The sequence below is a fragment of the Nonomuraea sp. B208 genome, assembly GCF_057536035.1.
Map to the genome: position 1 here is coordinate 78,294 of NZ_BAAJOU010000008.1, position 26,343 is coordinate 104,636.

At 73.7% G+C, this 26,343-nt stretch carries 25 protein-coding genes; 5 read left to right on the top strand and 20 right to left on the bottom strand.

Features of this window, described 5'->3' with window-relative positions; all coding sequences use genetic code 11:
- The first annotated feature begins 88 nt into the window (after window positions 1-88).
- Window positions 89-607, top strand: a complete 519-nt coding sequence (locus AC27IY_RS03935; protein WP_487177142.1) for a hypothetical protein — start codon at window positions 89-91, stop codon at window positions 605-607.
- 12 nt (window positions 608-619) lie between these two features.
- Here the strand turns inward: AC27IY_RS03935 and AC27IY_RS03940 are convergent, their stop codons facing one another.
- Both AC27IY_RS03940 and AC27IY_RS03945 read right to left on the bottom strand, forming a co-directional pair.
- Window positions 620-823 carry a hypothetical protein gene (locus AC27IY_RS03940; protein WP_364455885.1) on the bottom strand — a complete coding sequence of 68 codons (204 nt, stop codon included), beginning with the start codon at window positions 821-823 and terminating at the stop codon, window positions 620-622.
- A 59-nt stretch (window positions 824-882) separates the two neighbouring features.
- Window positions 883-1,317 (bottom strand): MarR family winged helix-turn-helix transcriptional regulator, encoded by a 435-nt coding sequence (locus AC27IY_RS03945; RefSeq protein ID WP_423471519.1) that lies wholly within the window; start codon window positions 1,315-1,317, stop codon window positions 883-885.
- A 96-nt stretch (window positions 1,318-1,413) separates the two neighbouring features.
- Here AC27IY_RS03945 and AC27IY_RS03950 point away from each other — a divergent pair, with 96 nt between their 5' ends.
- On the top strand, window positions 1,414-2,298 hold the full coding sequence (locus AC27IY_RS03950; RefSeq protein ID WP_487177143.1) for an alpha/beta hydrolase: 885 nt from the start codon (window positions 1,414-1,416) through the stop codon (window positions 2,296-2,298).
- Window positions 2,299-2,620: 322 nt separating this feature from the next.
- Here AC27IY_RS03950 and AC27IY_RS03955 read toward each other — a convergent pair whose 3' ends face one another.
- The 10 genes from AC27IY_RS03955 to AC27IY_RS04000 all read right to left on the bottom strand — a co-directional run bounded on the left by AC27IY_RS03955 (window position 2,621) and on the right by AC27IY_RS04000 (window position 13,953).
- Entirely contained in the window at window positions 2,621-4,207 is a 1,587-nt protein-coding gene (locus tag AC27IY_RS03955; RefSeq protein WP_487177144.1) for a dipeptide ABC transporter ATP-binding protein, read from the bottom strand.
- Window positions 4,204-5,043 carry an ABC transporter permease gene (locus tag AC27IY_RS03960; RefSeq protein WP_423471527.1) on the bottom strand — a complete coding sequence of 280 codons (840 nt, stop codon included), beginning with the start codon at window positions 5,041-5,043 and terminating at the stop codon, window positions 4,204-4,206. Before AC27IY_RS03960 ends, AC27IY_RS03955 begins: the two co-directional genes overlap by 4 nt.
- Window positions 5,044-5,134: 91 nt before the next feature.
- On the bottom strand, window positions 5,135-6,040 hold the full coding sequence (locus AC27IY_RS03965) for an ABC transporter permease (RefSeq protein WP_423471529.1): 906 nt from the start codon (window positions 6,038-6,040) through the stop codon (window positions 5,135-5,137).
- A complete protein-coding gene (locus tag AC27IY_RS03970) occupies window positions 6,037-7,647 on the bottom strand; it encodes an ABC transporter substrate-binding protein (RefSeq protein ID WP_487177145.1) in 1,611 nt (536 codons plus the stop codon). Before AC27IY_RS03970 ends, AC27IY_RS03965 begins: the two co-directional genes overlap by 4 nt.
- Complete coding sequence (locus AC27IY_RS03975; protein ID WP_487177146.1) at window positions 7,644-8,894, bottom strand: MsnO8 family LLM class oxidoreductase; 1,251 nt, start codon at window positions 8,892-8,894, stop codon at window positions 7,644-7,646. Before AC27IY_RS03975 ends, AC27IY_RS03970 begins: the two co-directional genes overlap by 4 nt.
- Window positions 8,891-10,018 (bottom strand): LLM class flavin-dependent oxidoreductase, encoded by a 1,128-nt coding sequence (locus AC27IY_RS03980; RefSeq protein ID WP_487177147.1) that lies wholly within the window; start codon window positions 10,016-10,018, stop codon window positions 8,891-8,893. The genes AC27IY_RS03975 and AC27IY_RS03980 overlap by 4 nt, the downstream gene beginning before the upstream one ends.
- On the bottom strand, window positions 10,015-11,196 hold the full coding sequence (locus AC27IY_RS03985) for an LLM class flavin-dependent oxidoreductase (RefSeq protein ID WP_487177148.1): 1,182 nt from the start codon (window positions 11,194-11,196) through the stop codon (window positions 10,015-10,017). Before AC27IY_RS03985 ends, AC27IY_RS03980 begins: the two co-directional genes overlap by 4 nt.
- A complete protein-coding gene (locus tag AC27IY_RS03990) occupies window positions 11,193-12,515 on the bottom strand; it encodes an NtaA/DmoA family FMN-dependent monooxygenase (protein WP_487177149.1) in 1,323 nt (440 codons plus the stop codon). Before AC27IY_RS03990 ends, AC27IY_RS03985 begins: the two co-directional genes overlap by 4 nt.
- The gene (locus tag AC27IY_RS03995) at window positions 12,512-13,426 is read right to left on the bottom strand and encodes a glutathione S-transferase C-terminal domain-containing protein (protein WP_487177150.1); all 915 of its coding nucleotides are present in this window, start codon (window positions 13,424-13,426) and stop codon (window positions 12,512-12,514) included. The genes AC27IY_RS03990 and AC27IY_RS03995 overlap by 4 nt, the downstream gene beginning before the upstream one ends.
- Window positions 13,427-13,440: 14 nt before the next feature.
- Complete coding sequence (locus tag AC27IY_RS04000) at window positions 13,441-13,953, bottom strand: flavin reductase family protein (protein ID WP_344206356.1); 513 nt, start codon at window positions 13,951-13,953, stop codon at window positions 13,441-13,443.
- 411 nt (window positions 13,954-14,364) lie between these two features.
- Between AC27IY_RS04000 and AC27IY_RS04005 the strand changes: the two genes are divergently transcribed.
- The 3 genes from AC27IY_RS04005 to AC27IY_RS04015 all read left to right on the top strand — a co-directional run bounded on the left by AC27IY_RS04005 (window position 14,365) and on the right by AC27IY_RS04015 (window position 16,998).
- Complete coding sequence (locus AC27IY_RS04005; RefSeq protein WP_487177151.1) at window positions 14,365-15,372, top strand: ABC transporter permease; 1,008 nt, start codon at window positions 14,365-14,367, stop codon at window positions 15,370-15,372.
- Between the two features lie 462 nt (window positions 15,373-15,834).
- Entirely contained in the window at window positions 15,835-16,173 is a 339-nt protein-coding gene (locus tag AC27IY_RS04010; protein WP_344206354.1) for a histone-like nucleoid-structuring protein Lsr2, read from the top strand.
- Between the two features lie 147 nt (window positions 16,174-16,320).
- On the top strand, window positions 16,321-16,998 hold the full coding sequence (locus AC27IY_RS04015; protein WP_487177152.1) for a DNA alkylation repair protein: 678 nt from the start codon (window positions 16,321-16,323) through the stop codon (window positions 16,996-16,998).
- A gap of 132 nt (window positions 16,999-17,130) precedes the next feature.
- Here the strand turns inward: AC27IY_RS04015 and AC27IY_RS04020 are convergent, their stop codons facing one another.
- The 8 genes from AC27IY_RS04020 to AC27IY_RS04055 are packed head-to-tail and all read right to left on the bottom strand — an operon-like array spanning window position 17,131 to window position 26,333.
- Window positions 17,131-18,003 (bottom strand): aldehyde dehydrogenase family protein, encoded by an 873-nt coding sequence (locus tag AC27IY_RS04020; RefSeq protein WP_371250408.1) that lies wholly within the window; start codon window positions 18,001-18,003, stop codon window positions 17,131-17,133.
- The gene (locus AC27IY_RS04025) at window positions 17,996-19,417 is read right to left on the bottom strand and encodes an aldehyde dehydrogenase family protein (RefSeq protein WP_364456650.1); all 1,422 of its coding nucleotides are present in this window, start codon (window positions 19,415-19,417) and stop codon (window positions 17,996-17,998) included. The genes AC27IY_RS04020 and AC27IY_RS04025 overlap by 8 nt, the downstream gene beginning before the upstream one ends.
- A 14-nt stretch (window positions 19,418-19,431) precedes the next feature.
- Window positions 19,432-20,352, bottom strand: coding sequence for a deoxyribose-phosphate aldolase (gene deoC, locus AC27IY_RS04030; protein WP_364455921.1), 921 nt, complete (start codon window positions 20,350-20,352; stop codon window positions 19,432-19,434).
- Window positions 20,345-21,343 (bottom strand): ABC transporter permease, encoded by a 999-nt coding sequence (locus AC27IY_RS04035; protein ID WP_344206349.1) that lies wholly within the window; start codon window positions 21,341-21,343, stop codon window positions 20,345-20,347. The genes deoC and AC27IY_RS04035 overlap by 8 nt, the downstream gene beginning before the upstream one ends.
- On the bottom strand, window positions 21,340-22,836 hold the full coding sequence (locus AC27IY_RS04040; RefSeq protein ID WP_344206348.1) for a sugar ABC transporter ATP-binding protein: 1,497 nt from the start codon (window positions 22,834-22,836) through the stop codon (window positions 21,340-21,342). The genes AC27IY_RS04035 and AC27IY_RS04040 overlap by 4 nt, the downstream gene beginning before the upstream one ends.
- The gene (locus AC27IY_RS04045) at window positions 22,833-23,768 is read right to left on the bottom strand and encodes a sugar-binding transcriptional regulator (RefSeq protein ID WP_344206347.1); all 936 of its coding nucleotides are present in this window, start codon (window positions 23,766-23,768) and stop codon (window positions 22,833-22,835) included. Before AC27IY_RS04045 ends, AC27IY_RS04040 begins: the two co-directional genes overlap by 4 nt.
- Window positions 23,758-25,266 carry an FGGY-family carbohydrate kinase gene (locus AC27IY_RS04050; protein WP_449957716.1) on the bottom strand — a complete coding sequence of 503 codons (1,509 nt, stop codon included), beginning with the start codon at window positions 25,264-25,266 and terminating at the stop codon, window positions 23,758-23,760. Before AC27IY_RS04050 ends, AC27IY_RS04045 begins: the two co-directional genes overlap by 11 nt.
- A 2-nt stretch (window positions 25,267-25,268) precedes the next feature.
- On the bottom strand, window positions 25,269-26,333 hold the full coding sequence (locus AC27IY_RS04055) for a galactitol-1-phosphate 5-dehydrogenase (RefSeq protein WP_344206345.1): 1,065 nt from the start codon (window positions 26,331-26,333) through the stop codon (window positions 25,269-25,271).
- Window positions 26,334-26,343: the final 10 nt, after the last annotated feature.

Genomic DNA, 26,343 nt, shown 5'->3' on the forward strand with positions numbered 1-26,343 from the left:
AGGCCGTCCAGGGACCGGCGCTGGTGCCGGGCCCGCGAACGGACCTATCGTGACGATCCCCGCTCCCCCGGCTCGCGAGAGGGACCCCATGGCCTTCCTCCGACGTACCGTCCTGCCCGTGGCCCTCCTGCTGTCGGCCGCCGTGGCCATCCCGGCGTACGCCGACACTTATCGCACCGCCACGTCCACCGGCTCGGGCGCCACCCGGGCCGCCGGAGCCGCCGACGCCGAGGCCAACGCCCGGGCCGAGCTGAACCGGCAGGCCGCCCAGGCGGGCGAGGTGTGCCCGAGTGTGTCCGTCTCGTCCAGCCTCGTCTACACGGCGCCGGACGGGTCGGCGTACGTCTACCAGGCCACCGCGTCCGGCACCTGCGTCACCCAGCCCCCGCAGCCGAGCTATCCGGTGCCGCGCAGCGCGACCCGCCAGGCGGGCGGATCCACCCCGTCGGCCGCCGTCCAGGCCGGCTCCCAGGCGGCCCGCGCCGCGATCCTCGCGGCGGGCGGGTCCTGCACGGGCTGGGCCACCACGTCGGCCCTGGTGTGGGCGGCGCCCGACAGCAGCTGGTACGTCTACGACGTCACGGTCTCCGCCTCCTGCACCGATTGACGGGGGCAGGGCTCAGCGGTCGCGGCCGGTGAGCCCGCGCACGCCGAGGAAGACGAGCACCAGGGCCACCACGAGGACGATCGGGCCGATGATCGCCCAGGTCGTGACGCCGCTCATCACGCTGCCGCCGACGATGCCCAGCCCTTGCAGGGTCCACACGAGCCCGGTCAGGGCCAGCAGGACGCCGAGGACGAGAAAGATCCGTGCCTTGACCATGTGAACGCTCCTCACGCGCTTTCGCTCGATCCTGCCGTACGGGCCGCGCCCCGCCCGGATCAGGGCCTCTGTTCGGCTTCCAGTGCGGCCCGGATCGTGCGCAGGCCGTTCGCCAGCTCCTCCAGGGTGCCGGACGGCAGCAGGCCGGAGGTCCAGCGCGCGATCTCCTCCTCGTACGTCAGCCGCGCCCCGCTCAGGGCCCGCACCCCGGAGGGCGTGAGTTCGAGGAAGGACGAGCGGCCGTCGGCCGGGTTCGCGACGCGGCGGCACAAGCCGGCCGCCACCAGCCGGTCCACCGCCTTGCTCGCCGCGCCGACCGTGATGGCGACCTCGTGCACGAGGTCGAGCACCCGGCAGCCGGGACGGCCGGCGATCACCGTCAGCAGGTCGTACTGGCCCAGCCGGATGCCGTGCTCGTCCCGCAGCCGGGCGTCCACGGCGTTCCAGAGCCGGGTCTCGACGCGGACGAGGTCCACGAACAACTCTCCGGCCATCAAAACTCCCTCTCCGATCGCGGGAACAAGATTCCCTGGAATCTTGTTGCGAGGTGCATTCCAAGGAATCTATCCGACGTGACCTGGAGGTCGCTCATGAGCCGTCACCAGCGGCAAGCCCTGGACGCCCTGCTCCGCAACGCGCCCAAGAGCCCGGACGCCACGGTCGCGGAGGCACGGGCCGGTTTCGACCAGCTGTTCCAGGCGCCGGCGCCGGAGGGCGTCGCCGTCCGCGACGTCACCCTCGGGGGGCGTCCCGCGCTGGAGTTCGAGCCCGCGGACGCGGCCGCCGGGACCGTGGTGCTCTACCTGCACGGCGGCGGGTACGTGGTCGGCTCCCCGCGTACGCATCTCGCCCTGGCAGGTGAGCTCGCGCGCCGGGCCCGTACCCGGCTGGTCTCGCCCGACTACCGGCTCGCCCCCGAGCACCCGTTCCCCGCGGCGGTCGAGGACGGGCTGGCGGCCTACCGCGAGCTGCTCGGACAGGTCGAGAGCCCGGCGCACGTCGCCCTGGCCGGCGACTCCGCGGGCGGCGGGCTCGCGATCGCGACGCTGCTGGCGGCGCGCGAGGAGGGGCTGCCCATGCCCGCGGCGGTCGTGACGTTCTCCCCCTGGACCGATCTGACGCTCAGCGGCGCGAGCATCGAGACCAAGCTCGGGATCGACCCGATCTTCGTCCGGTCCGACCTGGAGGGGTATCGCACGCACTACCTGGGAGAGCAGGACCCGTCCGCGCCGACGGCCAGCCCCGCGCTGGCGGACCTCACCGGCCTGCCGCCCCTGCTCATCCAGGCGGGCTCGAACGAGCTCCTGCTGGATGACGCGGTCCGCCTCGCCGCCCGCGCGGCCGCGGCCGACGTGGACGTGACGCTGCGGGTCTGGGGCGTCCTGCCGCACGTCTTCCAGCACCAGACGGCGCTCGTCGACGAGGCGGGCGAGGCTCTCGACGACGCGGCGCGGTTCCTCTTCCCCGGCGTCTGAGCCGCGTTCAGCTTCGCCCGGCCGGCAGGCCCTTCACCGGGGGATTTACTGCGGGATTTACTGGGGGATGGCCGGCCCCACCGAGCGCGCCCAGCAGGCGCAGCCCGTCCTCGGTGGGGCTTCCGTGCGCCGCGGACAGCACCAGCAGGAGCTCCGGTGACTACGAGATCCCGTCACTGCGCCTGAAGGAGGGCCTGGAAGTGCCGGGTCGCCAGGGTTTCGGCCTGCACGTGCGGGACCCGCGGGCGGGGAAAGGGACGAGCGGCCACCTTCGCCGGAACGGCCGGTGACGACAACCCCGCCCGTCGAGTGCGAGGGCCGCTCATGCCGCCGGCACCCCCAGCCGGGGCACCGCCGCGACCAGGGCCCGCGTGTACGGGTGGCGCGGCCGGGTGAAGACGTCCTCGACGTCCCCCTCCTCCACCACCCGGCCGTCCTTCATGACCAGCACCCGGTCCGCGACGTGGTGCACCACGCCCAGGTCGTGCGAGATGAACACCATCGCGGTGCCGTACTCGGCCTGGAGGTCGGCGAGCAGGTCGAGGACCTGGGCCTGGACGGAGACGTCCAGCGCGGAGACCGGCTCGTCGCACACCAGCACGTCGGGGCGCGGCCCGAGGGCGCGGGCGATGGCGACGCGCTGGCGCTGGCCGCCGGACAGCTCGCGCGGATGGCGGTCGGCCGTCCCCGGCGGCAGGCCGACGCGCTCCAGGATGTCGAGCACCCGTTCGCGGCGTTCCTTCGCGGGCAGGCGCAGCGGCTCGGCGACGAGCCTGCCGACGGTGTGGCGGGGGTCGAAGGAGTCGAGCGGGTTCTGGGAGATGAGCTGGACGCGGTGCCGGAGGGGGCGGCGGGCGCGTTCCGGCAGGTGGCTCCACTGCCGCCGGTGCAGGGCGACGCGGCCGTGCGCGGGTTCGAGGAGGGCGAGGGCGAGGCGGGCCAGGGTGCTCTTCCCCGAGCCTGACTCGCCGACGACGCCGAGCGTCTCCCCCTCGTGGAGGGTGAAGGAGACCTCGGCCACGGCGGGGCGCCGGTCGTAGGAGTGGCTGAGCGCGGTCCCGGCGAGGACCTGAGCGGACGGGTTCGGGGCCGGGCGGGTGCGCGGCGTGCCGGTGGTGAGCCGGGTGCCGCGCGAGGCCGCGGAGGGCACGGCGGCCAGCAGCTTCCTGGTGTAGTCGTGCGCGGGCGCGGCCAGCACCTGCCGGGCCGGGCCCTCCTCCACGACGAGGCCGTCCTTCATGACGAGGATGCGGTCGGCGACGGCGGCGACCACGGCCAGGTCGTGGCTGATCAGCAGCAGCGCCGTGCCGGCGGCCTTGCGCTCGGCGAGCAGGCGCAGGATCTGGGCCTGCACGGTGACGTCGAGCGCGGTGGTGGGCTCGTCGGCGATGATCAGGGCCGGGTCGGCGGCGATGGCCGAGGCGATGAGCACGCGCTGCCGCAGCCCGCCGGAGAGCTGGTGGGGGCGCTGCCCGGCGCGCAGCGCGGGCTCGGGCACGCCCACGGCGTCGAGCAGCTCCAGCACCCGGGCCGCGCGGCGGGCGCGGGGCACGACGTCGTGGACGGCGAGCACCTCGGCGATCTCGGCCGCCGCGGTGCGCAGCGGGTCGAGGGAGGTCAGCGCGTCCTGGAGGACGAGCCCGGCGAACCCGCCGCGCAGCCGCCGCCAGTCGGCCGGGGTGAAGGCGAGCGCGTCGCGCCCGGCGACGCGGAACGACGCCGCGCGCACGGCGGAGCCCGGCCCGGCCAGGCCGAGCAGGGCGCGGGCGGTGACGCTCTTGCCGGAGCCGGACTCGCCGACGATCGCCACGCACTCGCCCGGCTCCACGGCCAGGGAGACGCCGCGGACGACCTCGGCCGGGCCGAAGCCCACTCGCAGGTCCCGTACGTCCACCAGCGGTGACGTCATGGGGTTCTCCCTTCGAAACGGCGCTGCAGGCGGCGCCCTGCGACGGTCAGGCAGACGACGGTGAGCGTGATCGCGAGGCCGGGGAAGACCGCCTCCCACCAGGCGACCCGCAGATAGTTGCGGGCTTCCGAGAGCATCGCGCCCCACTCGGCGGCGGGCGGCTGCGGCCCCATGCCGAGGAAGCTGAGCCCGGAGCCCGCGATGATCGCCGTGCCGAGCCCGATCGTGGCCAGCACGGGGATGGGGCCGAGCACGTTGGGCAGCACGTGCCCCGCGATGATCGCGGCACGGGGGCGGCCGAAGGTGACGGCCTGCTCGACGTAGCCGGAGCGGCGGACGACGAAGGTCTGGGCGCGGATCACGCGGGCGTAGGTGGGGATCTGGGCGACGGCGATGGCCAGGATGACGTTGCCCGTGCCGGGGCCGGTGATCGCCACGACGAGCAGCGCGAGCAGCAGCTCCGGCAGCGTGGACAGCACGTCGAACGCGCGGGTCAGCGTCTCCTCCAGCCATCGCGGCGACAGCCCGGCCGCCAGGCCGAGCAGCACGCCGCCGGTGACGGCGAGCCCGGTGGCGGCCACGCCGATGCTGATGGAGTGGCGGGCGCCGTGGACGACCCTGGCCAGCACGTCGCGGCCGAGGTGGTCGGTGCCGAGCCAGTGGGCGCCGCCGGGCGGGGCGAGCGCGGCCAGCGGGTCGGCGGCCAGCGGGTCGGCCGCGGTGAGCAGGCCTGGCGCGGCCACGGCCACGGCCAGCAGGGCCAGGAACGCCACCGGCAGGAGCACCGCGGCGGGCGGGATCCGCAGGGGCGGCGCGGTCCGGGTGATCGCGCTCATGGCCGGACCTCCAGGTGTCCGTCCCGGGCGAGGGCGCTCATGCCCGGACCTCCCCGGGGCGCGCTCATGGCCGGACCTCCCGAGGGCGCGCTCATGCCCGGATCCTCGGGTCGATGGCCCGGTAGGCCAGGTCGAGCAGGGTGCTGATGGTCACGTACACGACGGCCGACAGCAGCACCACGGCCATCACGACGGGCATGTCGCGGCCGGTCACCGCCTGCATGGCCACCTGGCCGAGCCCCGGCCTCCCGAACAGGATCTCGGTGATCACCGCGCCGCCCAGCAGCGTGCCGGTGAACCAGCCGGCCAGCGTCACGGCCGGGATGAGCGCGTGCCGCAGGGCGTGCCGGGCGACCAGGGCGCGCTCGGTGAGGCCGCGCGCCCTGGCCGTGACCGCGAAGGGCTGCTCCAGCGCCTGCTCCAGCCCGCCGCGCAGCACCTGGCCGAGCACGCCGGCGATGGGCAGGCCGAGCGCGAGCGCCGGCAGCACCAGCGCCCGCGGCCCCTGCGCCCCCGAGACCGGGAACCAGCCGAGCGTGAAGGAGAACACCGCCAGCAGCACGATCCCGATGAGGAACGGCGGCACCGACACCGCCACCAGCTCGGCGGCCGAGGCCGCGCCGCGCGCCCACCTGCCCCGGCCCGCCGTGGCGAGCGCGATGACCCCGGCCAGCAGCACCCCGGTGCCCGCCGCGGCGAGGGTGAGCTGCGCGGTGGGCCCCACCTGGCCGGCCAGGATCTCGCCGACGCCGCGCTGCGCCTGGTAGGAGCGGCCGAGGTCGCCGTGCAGCAGCCGCCACAGGTAGGACAGGTACTGGACGATCTCGGGCCGGTCGAGCCCCCACTCGGTGACGATCCTGGCCCTGATCTCGGGCGTGTCGGGGCCGTCGCCGACCAGGATGTCCACGGTGTCGCCCGGCGCGAGCAGCAGAGCGACGTACGAGGCGGTGGCGGCGGCCCAGAGCACCGCGAGCCCCGCGCCGAGCCGTCTGATCATGTGCCGATCCGGACGTCGTACGCGCTCGCGGGCGTGCCGGAGGCGGGCTCGAAGCCGAGCCCCTGCACGTTGCGGCCGGCCGCGATCTGGTCGGCCGGGACGTAGATCGGGAACACCACGGCGTGCTCCTTCACGGCGGCCCGCTGCACCTGGGCGTACAGCTTCTTCCGCTCGGCCGGCTCGGACGTGGCCGAGGCGGCGGCCAGCCACTTGTCCACCCGGGGGTCGGAGAAGTGGGTGCGGTTGATGGCGGCCTTCGCCGGCAGGATGAGGTTGAGCGCGGCCCCGGCGTCGGCGTCGCCACGGGAGTTGCCGAACAGCTCGTACGCGTCCTCCTCCAGGGCCTTCTGCGCGCTGCCCTGGTCGACGATCCGCACCTGAAAGTCGATGCCCGCGTTCTGCTTGACCTGGGCCTGGATCGCCTGGGCGAGGACGTCCCTGCGGTCGCGTACGTACGGGGCCGAGGCGATCTCGCGCACGGTGAGCCGCTTGCCGTCCTTGACGCGGTAGCCCTCGGCGTCGCGGCCGGTCCAGCCGGCGGCGTCGAGCAGGGCGTTGGCCTTGGCGACGTCACCGCCGAAGGAGTTCTCCAGCGAGGCGTCGTAGAAGGGGCTGCGCCGGCCGACGACGCTCCACGCCCTGGTGGCGGTGCCCCGGTAGACCGAGCGCAGCACGGCGTCCACGTCCACGGCCTCGCGGAACGCCTCGCGCACCCTTTTGTCGTCGAAGGGCGGGTGCGAGGTGTTGAAGTAGTAGGAGTAGGCGGTGCCGGAGTTGAGCGACGTGTGCAGCGCCAGGGAGGGGTCCTTCTCGATCAGGGCGACCTCGGTGGCGGGCACCCCCTCGATGGCCTGGACCTGGCCGGAGGTGAGCGCGCCGACGCGCACGGCGGCCTCGGGCAGGAACCGGTAGGTGATCTCGGCCAGGTGGGCGGGGCCCTGGTGAGCGGCTCCGGCGGGCGGCCAGCGGTAGGCGGGGTTGCGGCGGTAGTGGATCTCCTGGCCCTGGACGTACCTGTCGAGGATGAACGGCCCGGTCCCGACCAGGTCGGGGCCGCCGAACTTGAGGTCCTTGGCGCTCTTGAGCGACTTCGGCGAGATCTGCCCCGCGTACGGCGAGGCGAGGAAGTCCAGGAACAGCGCGTCCGGCTCCTTGAGGGTGATCCTGAGCCGGTGCGGCGCGACGACCTCGGCCTCCTTGAAGGACCTGAGCTGGATGGCGGCCACGGCCGCGTTGTAGCCGGGCACGAGGAACTGGTCGAGGTTGGCCTTGACGGAGGCGGCGTCGAACGCCGCGCCGTCGTGGAAGGTGACGTCCTGGCGCAGGTCGAGCGTGTACGTCAGCCCGTCGTCCGACACCGTCCACGACGTGGCCAGCCAGGGGTGGTAGGAGCCGTCCTCGCCCTTGGCGAGGAGCGCGTCGAACTGGTTGAACACCAGCAGCCTCGCCTTGTTCTGCGACCACTGCTGCGGGTTGAGCGTGATGGGCTGCGTCTCGACGGCCCAGGTGAGCGTGGCGGGGGCGGCCTGCTCGGCGGCCGGCGCGCCGCAGCCGGCCAGGACCGCCAGCAGGACGGCGGACGCGGCGGCGGGGGCGAGGCGTCTCACGGGCGGTCCCAGGCGTCGGCGAGCAGCTCGTACGAGCGCACGCGGTCCTCGTGGTCGTGGGTGATGGTGGTGACGAGCAGCTCGTCGGCCCCGGTCACCCGGCGCAGCACCCGCAGCCCGTCGGCCACCTGGCCGGGCGTGCCGACGAACCGGGTGTCGAGCCGGTCCTGGACGAGCGCGCGGTCCTCGTCGGTCCAGACGTGGGCGTCGGCCTCGGCCGCGCTCGGGTACGGGATCGCGCCCGCGCCGGTCCTGATGCTGCGCACCCACAGGTCGTAGCCCTTGGCCAGCTCGCGCGCCCTGGCCTCGTCCTCGGCGACGACCGCGTCCGCGGAGACCATGACGTACGGCTCGGCCAGCGCGGCCGAGGGCTTGAACGCCTCCCGGTAGGCCGTGACGGCCTCCAGGACGCTGGAGGGGCTGACGTGGTAGTTGGCCGCGAACGGCAGCCCCCGCTCCCCCGCGACCTGGGCGCTCTGCCCGCCGCTGCTGCCGAGGATCCACACCTCCAGGTCGGCGCCCTCGCCCGGCACGGCCCGCACCTCGTGGGTGCCGGCCAGGAAGGCGAGCACGTCGTCGATCTGGTCGGCGAAGTCCGGCGTCCGCGCGCCCGGCTGCTGCAGCAGGGTGGCGGCGTGGGCGAGGTGGGGGTGCTGCGCCAGGCGGGAGTAGTCGAACGGCGGCGGGATGAGCAGCCCGTCCACGACCTCGCCGACGGGCGGCTTCGGTGGCGGGCCGGCGGCAGGCTCGGCGGCGCGCGGCTCCGGCAGCGAACCGACGGCGGGCTCGGAGACGCCCGGCTCCGGCGGCGGGCCGGCGGCGGGCTCGGAGACGCCCGGCTCCGGTGGCGGGCCGGCGGCGGGCTCGGAGGCGTGCGGCGGGCCGGCGGACGCCTCGGCGGCGAGTTCGGCGCGGCGCTGGCCGGAGCGGCCGATGCCGAGGTCGATCCGGCCGGGGTGCAGCGCGTCGATGAGGCCGAACTGCTCGACCACCGACAGCGGCGTCTGGTGCCCGAGCTGCACGGCCCCCGACCCGACGCGGATCGTGCTGGTGGCCGCGGCCACGAGGGCGATGAGCACGGCCGGGGCGGAGCTGGCCACGCCGGGCGCGAAGTGGTGCTCGGCCAGCCAGTAGCGGCGGTAGCCGAACCCTTCGGCGCGCCTGGCCAGGTCGAGGGTGTCGCGCAGCGCCCGCGCGACGGTGCCGCCCGACACGACGGGGGCGAGGTCGAGAATGGACAGCGTCATGCGGCACCCCCGGAGGAGACGGCGACCGGAGCCGCGGGAACGGCGGCGGGAGCGGCGGCAGGGACGGCGGACGGAGCGGCGGCCGGAGCGGCGGCTGGGACGGCGGGGAACGGCCGGCTGGGGATCTCCGCGCGCAGCACGGGCGCGATCTCGGCCTGGAACAGCTCCAGCGCCCGCCGGTGCTGCGCCTGGGTGAGCCCGTCGGCGTCGGCGTGCAGGTGCATCACCTCGTGGCCGAAACGCTTGTGGTAGCGCAGCACCTTGTCGACGATCTGCTGCGGGCTGCCGACCAGGATGGAGCTGCGTTCGATGGCGTCCTCCAGGGTGGGGAAGACCACCGGCAGGCCCAGCTTCCGCTGGAACTCGACGCGGGCGTCGAAGACCGGCCGGTAGGTGGCGATGGCCTCCTGCGAGGTGGGGGCCGCGTAGTAGCCGGCGCTGCCGGCCCCCACCAACGCGTCGGCGGGGTCGTGGCCGTAGAAGGCCCAGCGTTCGCGGTAGTGGTCGATCAGCTCGGCGTACGGGTCGATGGGGTGGGTGACGTTGGCCGAGAACAGCGGGTCGCCGTACCTGGCGGCCAGGTCGACCGACTCCTTGCTGGTGGCGCTGCCGTGCCAGACCCTGATCGGCCGCTGCAGCGGGCGGGGCCAGGTCTCGGCCTCGGTGAGCGAGGGGCGGAAGCGGCCCTGCCAGGTGACCTTGTCCTCCCGCCACAGGCGGCGGAACAGCTCGTAGCCCTCCCGGTTGCGCTCCCACTGGTTCTCGGCGGTGACGTGGAACAGCTCGGCCTGGGCGGCGCCGTTGCCCTTGCCGATGATCAGCTCCAGCCGGCCGCCGGACAGGTGGTCGAGCGTGGCGTAGTCCTCGTAGGCGCGTACCGGGTCGAGCAGGCTCAGCGTGGTCACCGCGGTGAACAGCCGGATCCTGGACGTCAGCGCCGCGATGTGGCTGAGCACGACGGGCGGCGAGGAGGAGATGAACGGCCGCTCGTGCCGCTCCCCCACCCCGAACCCGTCGAAGCCCAGCTCCTCGGCGAGGACCGCGTTGCCGACGACCTCGCGGAAGCGTTCGGTGGGTGAGCGGTCGTCGTTGTGCACGATCAGCGTGATGAGCAGAAATTTCATGACACCTCCGCGTAGCGGTTGGCGGGACGCGGCAGGCCGAGCAGCCCGCGCAGCGTCGCGGCCTCGTAGGCGTGCCGGAAGGCCCCGCGCCCGCGCAGCTCGGCCGTGAGCCCCCGGGCGATCTGCTCCAGGTCGTACGGCAGCGCCCCCGGCCGCAGCCGGAACCCCTCGACGCCCGCGCGCCGCCACTCCAGCAGCACGTCCGCCAGCTCGGCCGGGGTGCCGGTGAAGATCGCGGCGTCGGAGACGAGCTCGGCCCCGTTCAGCTCGTCGAGGCGCGCCTTGCGCCGGGCCGCGTCCGCCCCCAGGAAGACGACCAGGTCGGCGAAGATCCTGAGGTCCGCCGACAGCCCCCTGACCTCCTCGACGACCTCGCGGGCGTGCTCGGCGGATTGCGGCGTCACGTAGACCACGTCCGCCGAGGCGGCGGCGAACTCGTAGGGCAGCCGGGAGTGGGCGAGCGCGGTCACCACGGGCTGTCCCTGCGGCGGGCGCGGCGTGATCGACGGGCCCTTGACCGAGAAGAACGGCCCGGTGAAGTCGGCGTAGTGGAGCTTGTCGCGGTCGAGGAAGCGGCCGGTGGGGACGTCGCGGATCTCGGCGTCGTCCTCCCAGCTGTCCCAGAGCCGCCGCGCCACCTCCACGGCGTCGGCGGCCTCGGCGAACAGCTCGCGTACGTGCGGGTGGGCGGACAGGTCCGCGCCGCCCGGCCGGTTCAGCACCTCCTCCAGGGGCGGGAAGGCGCGGCGGCCGAAGTGCCGCGCCTCGAAGGAGCGGGCCGAGACCTGCGGCCGCCAGCCGGCCCGTCCCCCGCTGACGTGGTCGAGCGTGGCGATGCCGATGGCGACGTGGAACGGCTCGGTGTGGGTGGTGGTGGCGGTGGGCACCAGCCCGATGCGGCTGGTGAGCGGGGCCAGCCGGGCGGCCAGCAGCACCGCGTCGAACCGGCCGCGCACCTGGTCGGTACGCTCGTCGGCGCCGTCGGTCAGGGTGGACTGGAGGCCGAGGGCGTCCTCGATGGTGACGAAGTCGAGCAGGCCGCGCTCGGCCTCGGCGACCAGGCCCGCCCAGTAGCGGGCGGAGAAGACGTCGGCCGCGGACTCGCGCCAGGCGGCGGGGTGCCAGCCGGCGCCGTCCAGGGCCACGGCGAGGTGCAGTGCGGCGTGGTGCGTGGTCACGTGAGCTCCAGGTGTTCGCGCAGGGTGGAGCCGGTGTAGTGGGTACGGAACGCGCCGCGTTCGCGCAGGATCGGCACCACCCGGTCCACGAAGTCGTCCAGGCCGCCGGGTGTCAGGTGCGGCACGAGGATGAACCCGTCGGCCGCCTCGGCCTGCACGTGCTCGTCGATCTGCCGGGCCACCGACTCCGGCGTGCCGACGAACGTCTGCCGCCCGGTGACCTCGATGACCAGCTCGCGGATCGACAGGTGCTTCTCCTCGGCGAGCGCCCGCCACTTCGCGGCCACGGCGGCGCGGTCCTTGATCGCCACCCGGCCCTGGGAGACGCCCCCGGACAGGTCGGGCTCGACGTCCGGCAGCGGGCCCTCCGGGTCGTACGCCGACATGTCCCGCCCCCACACCTGCTCCAGGAACGCGATCGCGGTCTGCGGCCCGACCTGGGCGCGGCGGATGGCGGCGGCGTTCGCGGCGGCCTCCTCCTCGGTGTCGCCCAGCGCGAACGTCGCGCCCGGCATGATCTTGAGCTGGTCGGGCCGGCGGCCGTAGCGGGAGAGGCGGCGTTTGACGTCGGCGTAGAAGCGGCGGCCGTCCTCCAGCGAGCCGTGCGGGGTGAAGATCACGTCGGCGTGGGCGGCCGCGAACTCCCTGCCCTCGTCCGAGTCGCCCGCCTGGATGATCACCGGCCGGCCCTGCGGGGAGCGCGGCACGGTGGAGCGGCCCTCGACGTCGAAGTGCTCGCCGTGGAAGCGCACCTCGCCCACGGCGTCCGCGTCGCGCAGGAACCGGCCCGACGCGCGGTCCGCCGTGACCGCGTCCGGCGCCCAGGAGTCCCACAGCTCGCCCGCGAGCCGGACGAACTCGGCGGCCCGCCGGTAGCGGTCGGCCCGGTCGAGGTAGCCGCCGCGGCGGAAGTTCTCGCCGGTGAAGGCGTCGGAGGTGGTGACCACGTTCCAGGCGGCCCGGCCGTCGCTGAGGTGGTCGAGCGTGGCCAGGCGGCGGGCCAGCTCGTACGGCTCGTTGAAGGTGGCGTTGACCGTGCCGGCGAGGCCGAGCCGCCCGGTCACCGCGGCCAGCGCGCTGAGCACGGTGAGCGACTCCGGCCGCCCGGCCACGTCGAGGTCGTGGATGCGGCCCTTGAGTTCGCGCAGCCGCAGCCCTTCGGCCAGGAAGAAGAAGTCGAACGTGCCGCGCTCGGCGGTCTTCGCCAGGTGGACGAAGGAGGCGAAGTCGATCTGGCTGCCGGAGCGGGGGTCGGCCCAGACGGTGGTGTTGTTGACGCCGGGGAAGTGCGCGGCCAGGTGCACGCGCCTGCGGCTCATCGCCGCCACCCCGGCGGCGTGTCCCAGGACGCGGGCAGGCCCTCGGTCGTCTCGCGGAAGGCGGGCAGCCGGTAGAGGTCGCGGGCGTACGGCCACAGGTGCTCGAAGTCGGGCAGTTCGCGCTCGCTGATCAGGTGGCCGCGGTTGTGCTCGGCGTCGAACCTGGCCAGCGTCACCCACAGCCGCACATCGGCCTCGGTGATCGGGTCGCCGGTGAGGTAGCGGTGCTCGGCCAGGCGCTCGTCGAGGCGTTCCAGCGCGGCCACGACGCGGTGGCGCTCCCGCTCGCGCTCGTCCTCGGTGGCCGCGCGGGCCACGCGGGTGACGCCGGCGTTGACGTCGTGGTAGATCCAGGCGTTCAGCGTGTTGATCTCGGGGCGCAGGGCCTCCGGGTAGAGGTCGATCTCGGATGTGGCCCACCGCTCGAACTGGGTGGCCAGGTCGAGGGTGATGTCGGGGAAGTGGTTGCTGACGATGCGGCCGCTCTCCCTGTCCCACAGGACGGGGACGGAGATGTGGCCGCCGTACCCCTTCTCGGTGGCGTCGTACGCCTGCTCCAGCAGGGTGAAGCCGTTGACCGGGTCGGGGCCGCGCCGTTCGCGGAAGGCCCAGCCGCGGCCGTCGCGCTCGTCGTCCACGTACGACAGGGAGACGACGTCCTCCAGGCCCTTGAGCTTGCGGACGATCGCGGCGCGGTGGGCGTACGGGCAGACCCAGGCGGCGTAGAGGTGGTAGCGGCCGGGCTCGGCGCGGAAGCCGCTGGAGCCGTCGGCGGTGACGCGGCCCTGGAAGGGGTAGAGGGGGCGGTTCCAGTCCGGGGACAGGTGCAGGCGGCCGGAGCCGTAGTGGCCGTAGGCGACGTGGTCGACGGGGCTCGCGTACACCGGCTGCCTGGTGCTGATGGTGGTCACGGTGAGGCTCCAGGTCAGGATTCGGGGTGGGCCAGGAAACGGCCGAAGCGGCCCTGGTGGTAGAGCAGCGGGCGGCCGGGGCCCCGCAGGTCGGCCTCGACGACCAGCCCGACGACGAGGATGTGGTCGCCGACCTCGGCGGTCTCGTACGGCAGGCACACCAGGTGCGCCGAGACGTCCTGGAGCAGCGGCGCGCCCAGGGGGCCCGGCCGCCAGCGGGTGGGCTCGGCGAAGCGGTCCACGCCCCTGCTGGCGAAGCGGGAGGCCAGCTCGGCCTGGTCGTGCGCCAGCACGTTGACGGCGAAGTGGTCGGCGGCGCGCAGCGACGGCCACGTGGTGGAGGAACGGTCCACGTAGAAGGAGACGAGGGGCGGTTCGAGGCTGACGGAGGAGAAGGAGGTGGCGGTCAGTCCGGAGGGCCGGCCTTCGTGCTGGGCGGTGATGACGACGACGCCGCTGGCGTGCACGGCGAGGGCGCGGCGGAACAGGTCCGGGGTGACGGCGAGCTCGGACGGGGCCGCGGTCATGCCGCCACCCCCGTCCGTACGCGGGGCTGGGGGGAGCTGACTGAAGAGTTGATCACGAGAGATCCTCACGACGAACGGCATGCTCGCGCCTTTCCCGGGCTCGTCCGGGAGGCGCGGCGTTGACCTGGATCGGCGGCGTGGGCTGCGGCGGCCACGCCGGGAACATGAAGACGGGGCGGGCTCGTACCGGCCCGCCGACGACCGTGATCAGCGACACTGGGCGCTGGCGACGTGGCAGAAGTCCACGTGGGAGCGCCTGGTCAGGAGAAGACCCTGCCTCATACGTCAGACGCTAGGCCGACGCTCCCGATAAGTCAATATTCCCTACTGGTTTTGCCGGGAAATCTGAAAGGCGCAGGGTACGGCGTGTCGGCGGGCGGGCGGCGGCCGTCGCGCGCTTAGCGTGAGCGCATGCGTGACCGGACGGGCCGGCGGTGGGCGGACTTCAGGGAATCACCGTTCCTCCCCGCGACCGTGCTCGTGCTGATCGTCGCCGCCGCGGCGGGGCTGTTCGCCGGGTCCTACACCTACGCCATGGCCGCCCCCGCCCCGCACCGCGTGCCGGTCGCGGTGGTGGGGATCAGTCACCAGACCGTACGCGGCAAGGCCTTCGCCGCCGGCCTGGAACAGCGGCTGAACGCCTCGCTCGCGCTGTCCTTCGAGCCCACTTTCGAGCGGGCCCGGCAGGCGGTCGAGGAGCAGCAGGTCTTCGGCGTCGTCGTGGTGCGCGGGGACGACGCCACCTTCTACGTGTCGAGCGCCTCCGGCGCGTCGGTGGCGCAACTGCTCACCGAGGCCGCACCCAAGGTCGCCCGGCAGGTCGGCCTGCGGCTGACCGTGCGGGACCTGAAACCGCTGCAGCGGGGCGACCCGCGCGGGCTGGCGCTGTTCTACATCACGCTCGCGGCCGTGGTCATCGGGTTCGTCGGGGCCGTCCAGCTCAACGCGAACGCGGGCGAGCTCGCCCCGTGGGAGCGCATCGCCTTCACGGGGGCGTACGCGGCGCTGGGGGCGCTCGCCATCGTGGCCGCCGTCGACTGGGTGCTCGGCGCGCTCCGGCTGCCGCTGCCGGAGTCCTGGTTCATCCTGGCGCTGACCATGTTCGCGTCCGGGATGGTGTTCTCGATGTTCCGCACGCTCGTGGGGCGCTGGGCGATGGTGCCCACGTGGGGGCTGATGGTGCTGCTCGGCAACCCCTCGTCGGGCGGGGCGGTGTCCTGGCCGCTGCTGCCGTCGCCGCTGGGCGTGATCGGACGCTGGCTGCCGCCCGGCGCCTCGGTCAACGCCCAGCACACCGCCGTCTACTTCGGCGGGCATCAACGGCCGGCGCCGTTCCTCGTGCTGGGCGCCTGGGCGCTGGTGTCGTCCGCGGTCTTCCTGATCCGGGAGAACAAGAAGGGACGACAAGGAGGGTCTTGAAGTCGGATTCAATTCCGGATTCGGCGGAAACAGGACGGGATTGCCGCCCGCGCGCCTCGACGCCCGAAACAGCCGGCCTTCCTGGATCCGTACGGGTGGGCGGCCCGCGACATGCCCGTATTCCCTGATACCCCGGACAGGTGTTGCCCGGGCGCCGGGCCCGCGCGGGCGGAGACGCCCGGCCGATCCCGTCTTTCGCCTGGTCACGGCGGTTCTTCCGGACCCGGGCGGACCGCGGCTCCGGCCGTACGTGAACGCCGGGGAAAGGCGGATCAACGCGGCGGACGGACCGCGACTCGCGCGACTCGGAAGATCAAGGGACAAGGGCGGCCCGCGCTTTGACGCGGTCCGGCGGGCCGCGCGAGCCCGGCCCACTATTCGCGACATGGCATTTGTGAGGATGCGTGTGTCTCTGAAGGGGACTACAGTATCCGCAAGCAACATCGGGGTTTGGAGCACCTTATGGCGAAGCGCATCGTGGAATCTTTTCTCGACGACCTCGACGGCAGTGAAGCGGAGGGCACCACGCGGTTCGCTCTCGACGGCACCGCCTACGAGATCGACCTGTCCGGCGAGAACAGAGAGAAATTGGAGAAGGCTCTGGCGCCCTTCATCACCAAGGCGCGCGCCGTCCGCGCGGGCAAGGAGCGCGGCCGTCGCGGAGGCGCCGGTTCGGCCCGTGAGATGGGCAGGGAGAAGGCCACGGAGATCCGCAAGTGGGCCAAGGCGCAGGGCCTGCCCGTGAGCGAGCGGGGCCGGATTGCCGCGACGCTGATCAAGCAGTACGAGGCCGCGCATTAGGAAGTGACCGCATTTGCCGGCCACTCCTGTATCAGCTTCCGCGCCCTCGCCGTGACACCCCGGTCCCGGCGAGGGGCATCATCGAGAACCACCGCGCATTTGTTGTGAACAGCCCGGGATTTCGCGCCGAAACGACAGGAGACCGGCATGACGGTGGCCGAAGTGACGGTGGCCGAGGTGATGGCCGAGCTGGCCGCGCTGGAGGACCCGAAGATCCGCGCGGTCAACGCGCGGCACGGCGACGATCACGGCGTCAACCTCGGCGCGTTGCGTGCCCTCGCCAAGCGGCTGAAGACGCAGCAGGAGCTCGCGCGCCGGCTCTGGGAGACCGGTGACACCGCGGCCCGGCTGCTGGCGCTGCTGATCTGCCGCCCCAAGGCGTTCGAGCGCGACGCGCTGGACGCCATGGTGCGCGAGGCGGGCGCGCCCAAGGTGCACGACTGGCTCGTCAACTACGTGGTGAAGAAGAGCCCGCACGCCGAGGAGCTGCGGCAAGCCTGGCTCGCCGACCCGGACCCGGTGGTCGCGAGCGCCGGATGGGCGCTGACCACCGAGCGCGTGGCGAAGAAGCCCGCCGGTCTCGACCTCGCGGGGCTGCTCGACGTCATCGAGGCCGAGATGAAGGGCGCGCCCGACCGCCTGCAGTGGGCGATGAACCACTGCCTGGCGCAGATCGGCATCGAGCACCCCGAGCACCGCGCCCGCGCCGTCGGCATCGGCGAGCGCCTGGAGGTGCTGAAGGACTACCCGGTCTCGCCGGGGTGCACGTCCCCGTACGCGCCCGTCTGGATCGAGGAGATGGTGCGCCGGCGGGACGGCGCGTAGGCCCGAGGCGGAGGCGCCTGGCCTCGTCACCGGTCCCGGTCCACCCGGCCGCGTCCGTGCCGTCCCAGGCGATCCACCGCTCATGACCCCCGCCGCCACCCCCCGAGGCACGGGGGGTGGCGTTGAGTGAGGTCAGCGGCCGATCGGGTGCCAGACGGTCTTGATCTCCAGGAAGGGGCGGACGCGGGCGAGCCCGGGGTCGGCGTCCGTCCAGTCGTCCTCGGGCCCGGGCCGCAGGACGCGCTTGAGCGTGGTCGCCGCCAGCTCCTCCAGCTCGCCCGCGAGGCCGCCCGCGCCCGCGAGGTCCAGCGCGTTCACGTCGGCGTGCCCGGCGAGCGGCGGGGCCAGCTCGGCGAGGCGGCCGGTCAGGATGTTGGCCACACCGCCCGGCAGGTCGGAGGTGGCGAGCGCCTCGGCGAGCGTGACCGCGGGCAGCGGGGCGCGCTCGTCGGCGACCAGCACCGCCGTGTTCCCCGACGTGATCACCGGGGCGAGCACGGAGACCAGCCCGAGCAGCGAGGAGCCGGCGGGCGCGAGCACGCCCACGACGCCGGTCGGCTCCGGCTCGGAGAGGTTGAAGAACGGGCCCGCCACCGGGTTCGCGCCGCCCACCACCTGGCTGATCTTGTCGGCCCAGCCGGCGTAGTAGACCCACCGGTCCACGGCGGCCGACACCAGCTCCTGGGCCCGTGCCGCGCTCACGCCGTCGGCCGCGGCGACCTCGGCGGCGAACTGCTCGCGCCGCCCCTCCATCATCTCGGCGACGCGGTAGAGGATCTGGCCCCGGTTGTAGGCGGTGCGGCCCGACCAGCCGGGGAACGCCTTGCGCGCCGCCACCACGGCGTCGCGCACGTCCTTGCGCGAGGCCAGCGCGGCGTTGGCGAGGTGGGATCCGTCCGCCGACGTCACGGGGTAGGACCTCCCTGATTCCGAGCGCGGGAACGCGCCGCCGACATAGAGCTTGTACGTCCTGCGCACCGCGATGCGCGGCGGGGTCTCAGCCAAGGTAGGCCTCCAAGCCGAGCAGCCCGCCCTCGCGGCCGTACCCGGACTCCTTGTAGCCGCCGAAGGGACTGGCGGGATCGAACACGTTGAAGGTGTTGGACCACACGACGCCGGCGCGCAGCCGGCTCGCGGTCCAGAGCATGAGGGAGCCCTTCTCCGTCCAGACGCCGGCCGACAGCCCGTACGGCGTGTTGTTCGCCTTGGCGACGGCCTCCTCCGGCGTGCGGAAGGTGAGCACCGACAGGACCGGTCCGAAGATCTCCTCGCGGGCGATCCGGTGCGCCTGCGTGACCCCGGTGAACACGGTGGGACGGAACCAGTAGCCGCGCTCGGGCAGCGGGCAGGACGGCGACCAGCCCGTGGCGCCCTCGGCCTCGCCGGCGGCGGCCAGCTCGCGGATCCTGGCGAGCTGCGCGGCCGAGTTGATGGCCCCGATGTCGGTGTTCTTGTCCAGGGGGTCGCCCAGGCGCAGCAGCTCGATGCGGGCGCGCAGCCGCGGCAGCAGCTCCTCGGCGATCGACTCCTGCACCAGCAGCCGCGAGCCGGCGCAGCAGACGTGGCCCTGGTTGAAGAAGATGCCGGACACGATGCCCTCGACGGCCTGGTCGATGGCCGCGTCGTCGTAGACGATGTTGGCGCCCTTGCCGCCGAGCTCCAGCGTGAGCCGCTTGCGGGTGCCCGCGACGGCGCGGGCGATCTGCCGGCCCACCTCGGTCGAGCCGGTGAAGGCCACCTTGTCGGCCTCGGGGTGGGAGACGACGGCGCGGCCGGTGTCGCCGGCGCCGGTCACGATGTTCACGACGCCGGGCGGCAGGCCGGCCTCCTGGCAGATCTCGGCGAACGCGAGCGCCGTCAGCGGCGTGGTCTCGGCCGGCTTGAGCACGACCGTGTTGCCGGCGGCGAGGGCGGGCGCGACCTTCCACGCGAGCATGAGCAGCGGGAAGTTCCACGGGATGACCTGCGCGGCCACGCCGAGCGGCCTGGTGCCGAGGCCGGTGTGCGCGAGCTTGTCGGCCCAGCCGGCGTAGTAGAAGAAGTGCTGCGCGACGAGCGGCAGGTCGACGTCGCGGGTCTCCTTGATCGGTTTGCCGTTGTCGAGCGACTCCAGCACGGCCAGCTCGCGGGCGCGTTCCTGGATGATGCGCGCGATGCGGAACAGGTACTTGCCGCGTTCGGCGCCCGGCAGCCCCGACCACACCCGGTCGAAGGCGCGGCGGGCGGCGGCGAAGGCGCGGTCCACGTCGGCGTCGCCGGCGGCGGCCACCTCCGACAGCGGCTCCTCGTCGGCCGGGTTGACGGTGACGATGCGCGCGTCGCTCTCGGCCGCGACGAACTCGCCGTCGATGAACAGGTCGTACGACGGCCGGATGGACACGATGGCTCGTGACTCCGGCGCGGGCGCGTACTCGAAGATCTCCACGCCTCTCCCTAGTCGATGGTGTAGTAGTCGGGCCCGGAGTACTGGCCGGTGCCGAGCTTGGTCCGCTGCATGAGCAGGTCGTTCAGCAGCGTCGAGGCGCCCAGCCGGAACCACGCGGGGTCCAGCCAGTCGTCCCCGGCGATCTCCTTGACCAGCACGAGGTAGCGGATGGCGTCCTTGGTGGTGCGGATGCCGCCGGCCGGCTTCACGCCGGCCTGCCGGCCGGTGGCGGCCCGGTAGTCGCGGACGGCCTCCAGCATCACCAGCGTGACCGGCAGGGTGGCGGCGGGGGCGACCTTGCCGGTCGAGGTCTTGATGAAGTCGGCCCCGGCGTGCAGCGCCAGCCACGACGCGCGGCGCACGTTGTCGTAGGTGACCAGCTCGCCGGTCTCCAGGATGACCTTCAGGTGCGCCTCGCCGCACTGCTCCTTGACGGCGACGATCTCGTCGAAGACCTTGGCGTAGTCGCCCGCCAGGAACGCTCCACGGTCGATGACCATGTCGATCTCGCTCGCCCCCGCCGCGACCGCGGAGGCCGTGTCGCTCAGCTTGACCTCCAGCGACGTGCGCCCGGCGGGGAAGCCGGTGGCGACCGAGGCGAGCTCGACCTTGGTGCCGGCCAGCGCCCGCGCCGCCGTCGGGATCATGTCGGGGTAGACGCAGAGCGCGGCGACCGACGGCACGCTCGGGTCGGCCGGGTCGGGGCGGACGGCCTTGGCGGCCAGCGCGCGTACCTTGCCGGGGGTGTCGGACCCTTCGAGCGTGGTGAGGTCGACCATGCGGATGGCGAGGTCGATGGCCTGCCGCTTGGCCGTGGTCTTGATCGACCGGGTGGCCAGGCCGGCGGCCCGCCGCTGGACGCCGACCTCGTCGACGCCCGGCAGTCCGTGCAGATAGGCCCGCAACGAGCCGGGGATGGTGTCAGGCACGAGCGCCACGCCTCTCGATGAGCAGGTTGAGTACGAGGGCGACCAGCAGGATGAGGCCGGTCACCACCATCTGGAAGAAGGAGCCGAGGCCGAGCAGGTTGCACAGGTTGCGCAGCACCGACAGCAGCAGCACCGCGACGAACGTGCCGAACACCCCGCCCCGGCCGCCGAACAGGTTCGTGCCGCCGAGCACGACGGCCGCGATCGCGTCCAGCTCCAGCCCGTTGAACGCGGTGGGCTGGCCCACGGTCAGCCGGGAGGTGAGCAGCACGCCGGCCAGCGCGGCCAGGCCGCCCGACACGGCGAACACGGTCGTGATGACGCCGCGTACGGGCAGGCCGGACAGCCGGGCGGCCTCCTTGTTGCTGCCGACGGCGTAGACGTACTCGCCGAAGGTGGTGCCGCGCAGCACCACGGCGGCGAGCACGGTGATCACCACGAAGATGACGCCGACGATCGGCACGTAGCCGATGAACCCGCCGCCGAGGAGCTGGAACCCCTCCGAGCCGCCCGCCTCGGCGGGCTTGCCGTCGGTCAGCAGGTACGTGAGCCCGCGCACCGCCGTCAGCCCCGCCAGCGTCGTCATGAACGACGGCAGCGTCAGGTACGCCGACAGCCCGCCCATGAACGCGCCGAACGCCGCGCCGGCCGCCACGCTGATGAGGATGGCCGGCAGCACGGGCACGCCCGACCCCATGAGCAGCGCGATCGTCATGCCGCCGAAGGCGGCCACGCTGCCCACGGACAGGTCGATGCCGGCCGTGAGCACGACCATGGTCATGCCGATGGCCACGATCCCGGTGAGCGAGGACTGCTGGAGCAGGTTGGCGATGTTGCGGCCGGTCAGGAACTGCGGCGCGAGCAGCGAGGCGACCACGCACAGGCCGAGGAAGACCAGCAGCAGGTTGGACTTGACGATCAGGTCGGCGCCACGGCGGGCGCGGGGGCGGCCTTCCTGGGTGGCGGTGTCGGCCACGGTGGAAGCTGTCATGGTGCGGCTCCTGTGATGACGGTGTGCGCGATGACGTTCTCGGGGCTGACCCGGGGGTCGAAGTGCGCGACGTTGCGGCCCTCGTACAGGACCTCGATCCGGTCGGCGTTGGCGGTCAGCTCGTTCAGCTCGCTGCTGGCGAGCAGGACGGCCACGCCCTGGTCGGCCAGGTGGCGCACCTGGCGGTAGAGGTCGGCCTTGGCGCCGACGTCGAGGCCGCGGGTGGGCTCGTCCAGCAGCAGGACCCTGATCCCGCCGCGGGTGATCCACTTGGCGAGCACGACCTTCTGCTGGTTGCCGCCGGAGAGCTGGCCGACGAGCTGGCCCGGGCCGGACGCCTTGACGCCGAGATCGGCGAGCGACGGCGCGGTCAGCCGGCGGCCGGTCCTGCCGGGCAGCAGCCACGGCGGCCTGCCGAGCGCGCCGATGGCGGCGTTGCGGCTCACGGACAGGCCCAGCATGAGGCCCTGTTCCTTGCGGCTCTCGGGCACCAGGGCGAGGCCGGCGCGGACGGCGGCGGCCGGGCTGGTGGCCTTGAGCGGGCGGCCGTCCAGCCGGGCGTCCACCTGGGCCTTGAGGTCGCCGAACAGGGCGCGCAGCAGGGTGGTGCGGCCCGCGCCGCCGAGCCCGGCCAGCCCGACGACCTCGCCGGGCCGTACGTCGAGGTCGCGTACGTCGAGCAGCCCCGGCACGTGCGCCCGTGCGACGCGGAGCAGCGGCTCGCCCTGGGGTGCGGGCCGGTCGGTGGCGCCCACGAGCTCACCGGCCTCGCCGATCATCGCGGCGACGAGCTCGTCCGGGCCGGTCGAGGCCAGGTCGTAGACGCCGACCGCGCGGCCGTCCCGCAGCACCGTGGCCCGGTCGCCGATCTCCATGACCTCGTCCATGCGGTGCGAGATGAAGATCACCGACCGGCCCTCGGCGGTGAGCGACCTGATGACCTCGAACACGGCCAGCAGCTCGCTCTCGCCGAGCGTCGCCGACGGCTCGTCCATGACAATCACGCGGGCGTCGGCCGTCAGCGCCTTGGCGATGGCGGTGAGCTGCTGCGAGGCGATCGGCAGGTCGCCGACGCGGGCGGTCACCGGGAAGGTCGCGCCCACCCGGTCGAGCGCCGCGCGGGCCAGCTTGGCGCGCTGCCCCCGCCGGACGAACGGGCCGAGCGCGGGCGCCCGGCCCAGCAGCAGGTTCTGCGCCACGGTGAGGTCGGGCAGCAGGTCGAGCTCCTGGTAGATCACGGCGATGCCGGCCGCCAGCCCGGCGTGCGGGGTGGCCGGCGCGTACGGCTGCCCGTCCAGCAGGATCGTGCCCTCGTCAGGCCGGTACGACCCCGCGAGGATCTTCATGAGCGTGCTCTTGCCCGCGCCGTTCTCGCCGAGCAGGCAGTGCACCTCGCCGGGCCGCACGCTCAGCTCGACGCCGTCGAGGGCGACGGTGCCGGGGAACCGTTTGACGATCCCCGTCATGCGCAGGCGTTCCGTGGTGGCCGTCATGCCGCCTCCAGCAGGTGTCGGGCGTTCTGGTCGTCGGTGATGAGCACGTCGCACAGCCCGCTCGACACCACCGCCCGGCACACCGCCCGCTTGGCCGTGCCGCTGACCAGCGCCACCGAGGTGGTGGCCGAGCGCAGCACGTCCAGGGACAGGCCGAGGGTGCGGCCGTCGAGGTCGGGGTCGACGATCTGCCCGCGCGCGTCGATGAAGCGGCCGAGCACGTCGCCCACCGCGCCGGCCCGCGCGAGCCGGGCCAGGTCGCCCGCGTCGATCTGGCCGGAGTCCACCAGCACCGAGTCGCTGCCCATGCCGCCGGGGCTGTAGAGGAACAGGTCGGCCCGGGTGGCGAGGGCCAGCACGTCGGCGACGGCCCGGTCGCTCTCCAGGACCGCGCGGGTGCTCTGCTGCTGCAGGATCGCCGGCGCGGCCAGCAGCGTGGCGGTGCCGCCGCCGCGGTGGGCGATCGTGCTGGCCATGCTGTGCGCGCTGGTCGGCTGCCGCGAACGGCTGAGCGCGCCGTTGATCTGCACCACGTGGACGCCGTTGGCCCAGCCGCGGGTCAGCGCCTCGGCCAGCCGGTCCAGGGTGCGGCCCCACGACACGCCGATCAGGCGGGGCGCGGGCCGCATCTCCATGAGGTGGTCGGCGCCGGCCGCGCCCACCCGGTCGCGGATCTGCTCGGGGTCGCCGTCCACCGAGACCACGACGGCGTCGCGGAGCCCGTACCGCTCCTTGATCGCCTGCTCCAGCGAGCGCACCCGGGAGCGCGGGTGCAGCACCTCGATGCGCACGATGCCGGCCTCGCGCGCCTCGGCCAGCATCCGGCCCACCTTCCAGCGGGTCAGGTGCAGGGCGTGCGCGATCTGCTCCTGGGTCTCGCCGTCCTCGTAGTAGCGCACGGCCACCTGGTAGAGCTGCTCGTCATCGCTCATGGCGGGCTCCGCTCAGCTTGTGGGAGATGCCCGTCGTCGCGGCCGTGGCCTCCAGGTAGTCGGCGTAGCCGGCCCGGTACGCCTGCGCGTGCGCGGCGTCCGGTTCGACGGTGCGGCACTTGGGCGCGTACGCGGCCGCCGCCTCCGCCAGGGAGGCGTGCCGCCCGGTGCCCGCGGCGGCCAGCACCGAGCAGGCCCGCAGCGTCAGGTTGTCGCCGGTGACCAGGTGGACCGGGCGGCCGAGCACGTCGGCGGTGGTCCGCAGCCACAGCTCGTTGTGCTGGATGCCGCCCGAGACGAAGATCTCCTCCACGGGGACGCCGCCGGCGGTGAAGGAGTCGATGACCTGGCGGGTGCCGTACGCGACGCCCTCCACGGCCGCCCGGTAGACCTGCTCGGGGGTGCTGGCCAGGGTGAGGCCCAGCACCGCGCCCCTCAGCCGCGGGTCACGCAGCGGGGTCCTGTTGCCCATGAAGTAGTCGAGCACGATCAGGCCGTGCTCGACCGGCGGCACTTCCGCCGCCGCCTTGATGAGCCCGCCGATCTCGGCGCGCGGGCGGCCGATGAGTTTCTCGCCGGTCCAGGCGAGGACCGAGCCGGCGCTCACCTGCCCGCCCTCGACCAGCCAGCGCCCGGTGCGCAGCGCGTCCGGGTACGGCCCCCACACCGTGGGCGGGAAGACCGGCTCGGTGATCTCGGTGACGAAGGCATTGGAGGTGCCGCAGACGATCGACACCTGGCCCTCGTGGCCGCCGCCGATCGCCAGCAGCGACAGGTGGGCGTCGATCCCGCCGGACACCACCGTGGCCGGGCCGGTGACGCCCAGCTCCTCGCGGGCGGCCGCGGCGAGCGGCCCGACGGGGTCGCCGACGGGCACGATCTCGTCGGGGAGCTTGGCGGCCAGGTCGGCGACGCCGAGCCGCTCGTACAGGTCGTGCGGGAAGCCGGCGCCGCGCGGGTCGTAGTTGCTCTTGCAGACCGCGTTCATGCGCGAGCCGGCCCAGCGGCCGGTGAGCCGCCACACCATGTAGTCGACGGCCTCGACGATCCGCGCGGCCGCCCGGTAGGTCTCCGGCTCGTGCCTGGCCAGCCACATCGCCTTGGGCACCAGCCACTCGACGGCGTCGCTGCCGCCCGCGTAGCGGAGGACCGGGTGGCCGGTCCGCGCGGTCAGCTCCGACTCCTCGCCGGCCCGGCCGTCCATCCACAGCAGCGCCGGGCGCAGCGGGCGGCCCCGCTCGTCGAGCACGGCCACCGTCGAGGCGGTGGTCGCCACGGCGACGCCCTCGATCCGCGGGCCGCCGGCCTCGGCGAGCGCCTGCCTGGCGGCGGACACGCTCGCCCGCCACCAGTCGTCCGGGTCCTGTTCGGCCCAGCCCGGCCTGGGGAAGCGGGTCGGGTACCGCTCGGCGCCCGACCCCAGCAGCGCCCCGTCTGCGCCGTAGACCGCCGCGCGGGCGCCTTCGGTCCCCAGATCGAGGGCGAGGAAGCCAGCCATGCTCACTCCTCGTTCGGCAGGAAGAGAACCTTGGAGCTGAAAATGGAACGTTCCCCGAGAGCCGCCATGGTCTCGGGCAGGGCGTCCAGCCCCAGCTCGTGCGTGATCATGAACTTCCACGCCAGCTCGCCCGAGGCCAGCGCGCGGGCCGCGACCCGCCACTCCTCGCCGGGGAACGGCGCGGAGAAGGAGTTCCAGGCGCCGTGCAGGGTCACCTCGCGGCGCAGGAACGAGCTGAACGTGGCCTTCGGCAGCACCACGGGGTCGTGCGGGATGCCGATGAACACCGCCTCGCCGTGCCGGGCCGTCAGCGCCACCGCCTGGTCCACCGTGGCGGGCACGCCGGCCGACTCGATCACGATGTCGTAGCCGTCGCCGGCCACCTCGTCGGCGGCCTCGGCGGCGGTCGCGGTGCGGGTCGCGCCCGCCTCCACCGCCATGGCGGCCTTCTGCTCGTTCAGCTCGACGACCAGCACGTCGGAGGCGCCGGCGAGCCTCGCCCACTGGACGGCGAACAGCCCGATCGGGCCCGCGCCCACCACCGCCACCCGGCGGCCGCCGCGCATCTTCGTCCGCCAGAGGGCGTGCAGGGCGATCGCCGCCGGGTCCAGCATGGCCGCGGCCCGGGGGTCGAGGTCGGCCGGCAGGACCATGAGATTCTCGTCGGGGACGGTGACGTACTGGGCGTACGCGCCGTCGCGGCGGCTGCCGAAGTAGCCGTAGTTCTTGCACAGGCTGAAGTGGCCCTGGCTGCACGGCTCACAGACCTTGCAGGGGATCAGCGGGGGGACCGTGACGAGGTCGCCCTCGCGTACCCGGCCCTTGGCGGCCAGACGGTCGCCGAGCCGGACGACGTGTCCCGAGAACTCGTGGCCGCAGATGATCGGGAAGTGGTAGGCCACTCCCGGGTGCAGCATGCGTGCGATGTCCGATCCGCACACCCCGCAGGCCGCCACCCGCACGAGCGCCTCGTCCGGGCCGGGCTCGGGGACGGGCACCTGCTCGACCCTGATGTCGCCCGGGGCGTGGAGCACCGCCGCCTGCATGGTTTCCGCCGTCTGGAACAACCGTCTCGCC

Excerpts from the sequence above, each read along its gene's own strand:
- AC27IY_RS03935 (WP_487177142.1), top strand. The coding sequence starts at position 89 with ATGGCCTTCCTCCGACGTACCGTCCTGCCCGTGGCCCTCCTGCTGTCG.
- AC27IY_RS03940 (WP_364455885.1), bottom strand. The coding sequence starts at position 823 with ATGGTCAAGGCACGGATCTTTCTCGTCCTCGGCGTCCTGCTGGCCCTG.
- AC27IY_RS03945 (WP_423471519.1), bottom strand. The coding sequence starts at position 1,317 with ATGGCCGGAGAGTTGTTCGTGGACCTCGTCCGCGTCGAGACCCGGCTC.
- AC27IY_RS03950 (WP_487177143.1), top strand. The coding sequence starts at position 1,414 with ATGAGCCGTCACCAGCGGCAAGCCCTGGACGCCCTGCTCCGCAACGCG.
- AC27IY_RS03955 (WP_487177144.1), bottom strand. The coding sequence starts at position 4,207 with ATGACGTCACCGCTGGTGGACGTACGGGACCTGCGAGTGGGCTTCGGC.
- AC27IY_RS03960 (WP_423471527.1), bottom strand. The coding sequence starts at position 5,043 with ATGAGCGCGATCACCCGGACCGCGCCGCCCCTGCGGATCCCGCCCGCC.
- AC27IY_RS03965 (WP_423471529.1), bottom strand. The coding sequence starts at position 6,040 with ATGATCAGACGGCTCGGCGCGGGGCTCGCGGTGCTCTGGGCCGCCGCC.
- AC27IY_RS03975 (WP_487177146.1), bottom strand. The coding sequence starts at position 8,894 with ATGACGCTGTCCATTCTCGACCTCGCCCCCGTCGTGTCGGGCGGCACC.
- AC27IY_RS03980 (WP_487177147.1), bottom strand. The coding sequence starts at position 10,018 with ATGAAATTTCTGCTCATCACGCTGATCGTGCACAACGACGACCGCTCA.
- AC27IY_RS03990 (WP_487177149.1), bottom strand. The coding sequence starts at position 12,515 with ATGAGCCGCAGGCGCGTGCACCTGGCCGCGCACTTCCCCGGCGTCAAC.
- AC27IY_RS04000 (WP_344206356.1), bottom strand. The coding sequence starts at position 13,953 with ATGACCGCGGCCCCGTCCGAGCTCGCCGTCACCCCGGACCTGTTCCGC.
- AC27IY_RS04005 (WP_487177151.1), top strand. The coding sequence starts at position 14,365 with ATGCGTGACCGGACGGGCCGGCGGTGGGCGGACTTCAGGGAATCACCG.
- AC27IY_RS04010 (WP_344206354.1), top strand. The coding sequence starts at position 15,835 with ATGGCGAAGCGCATCGTGGAATCTTTTCTCGACGACCTCGACGGCAGT.
- AC27IY_RS04015 (WP_487177152.1), top strand. The coding sequence starts at position 16,321 with ATGACGGTGGCCGAAGTGACGGTGGCCGAGGTGATGGCCGAGCTGGCC.
- AC27IY_RS04035 (WP_344206349.1), bottom strand. The coding sequence starts at position 21,343 with ATGACAGCTTCCACCGTGGCCGACACCGCCACCCAGGAAGGCCGCCCC.
- AC27IY_RS04040 (WP_344206348.1), bottom strand. The coding sequence starts at position 22,836 with ATGACGGCCACCACGGAACGCCTGCGCATGACGGGGATCGTCAAACGG.
- AC27IY_RS04045 (WP_344206347.1), bottom strand. The coding sequence starts at position 23,768 with ATGAGCGATGACGAGCAGCTCTACCAGGTGGCCGTGCGCTACTACGAG.
- AC27IY_RS04050 (WP_449957716.1), bottom strand. The coding sequence starts at position 25,266 with ATGGCTGGCTTCCTCGCCCTCGATCTGGGGACCGAAGGCGCCCGCGCG.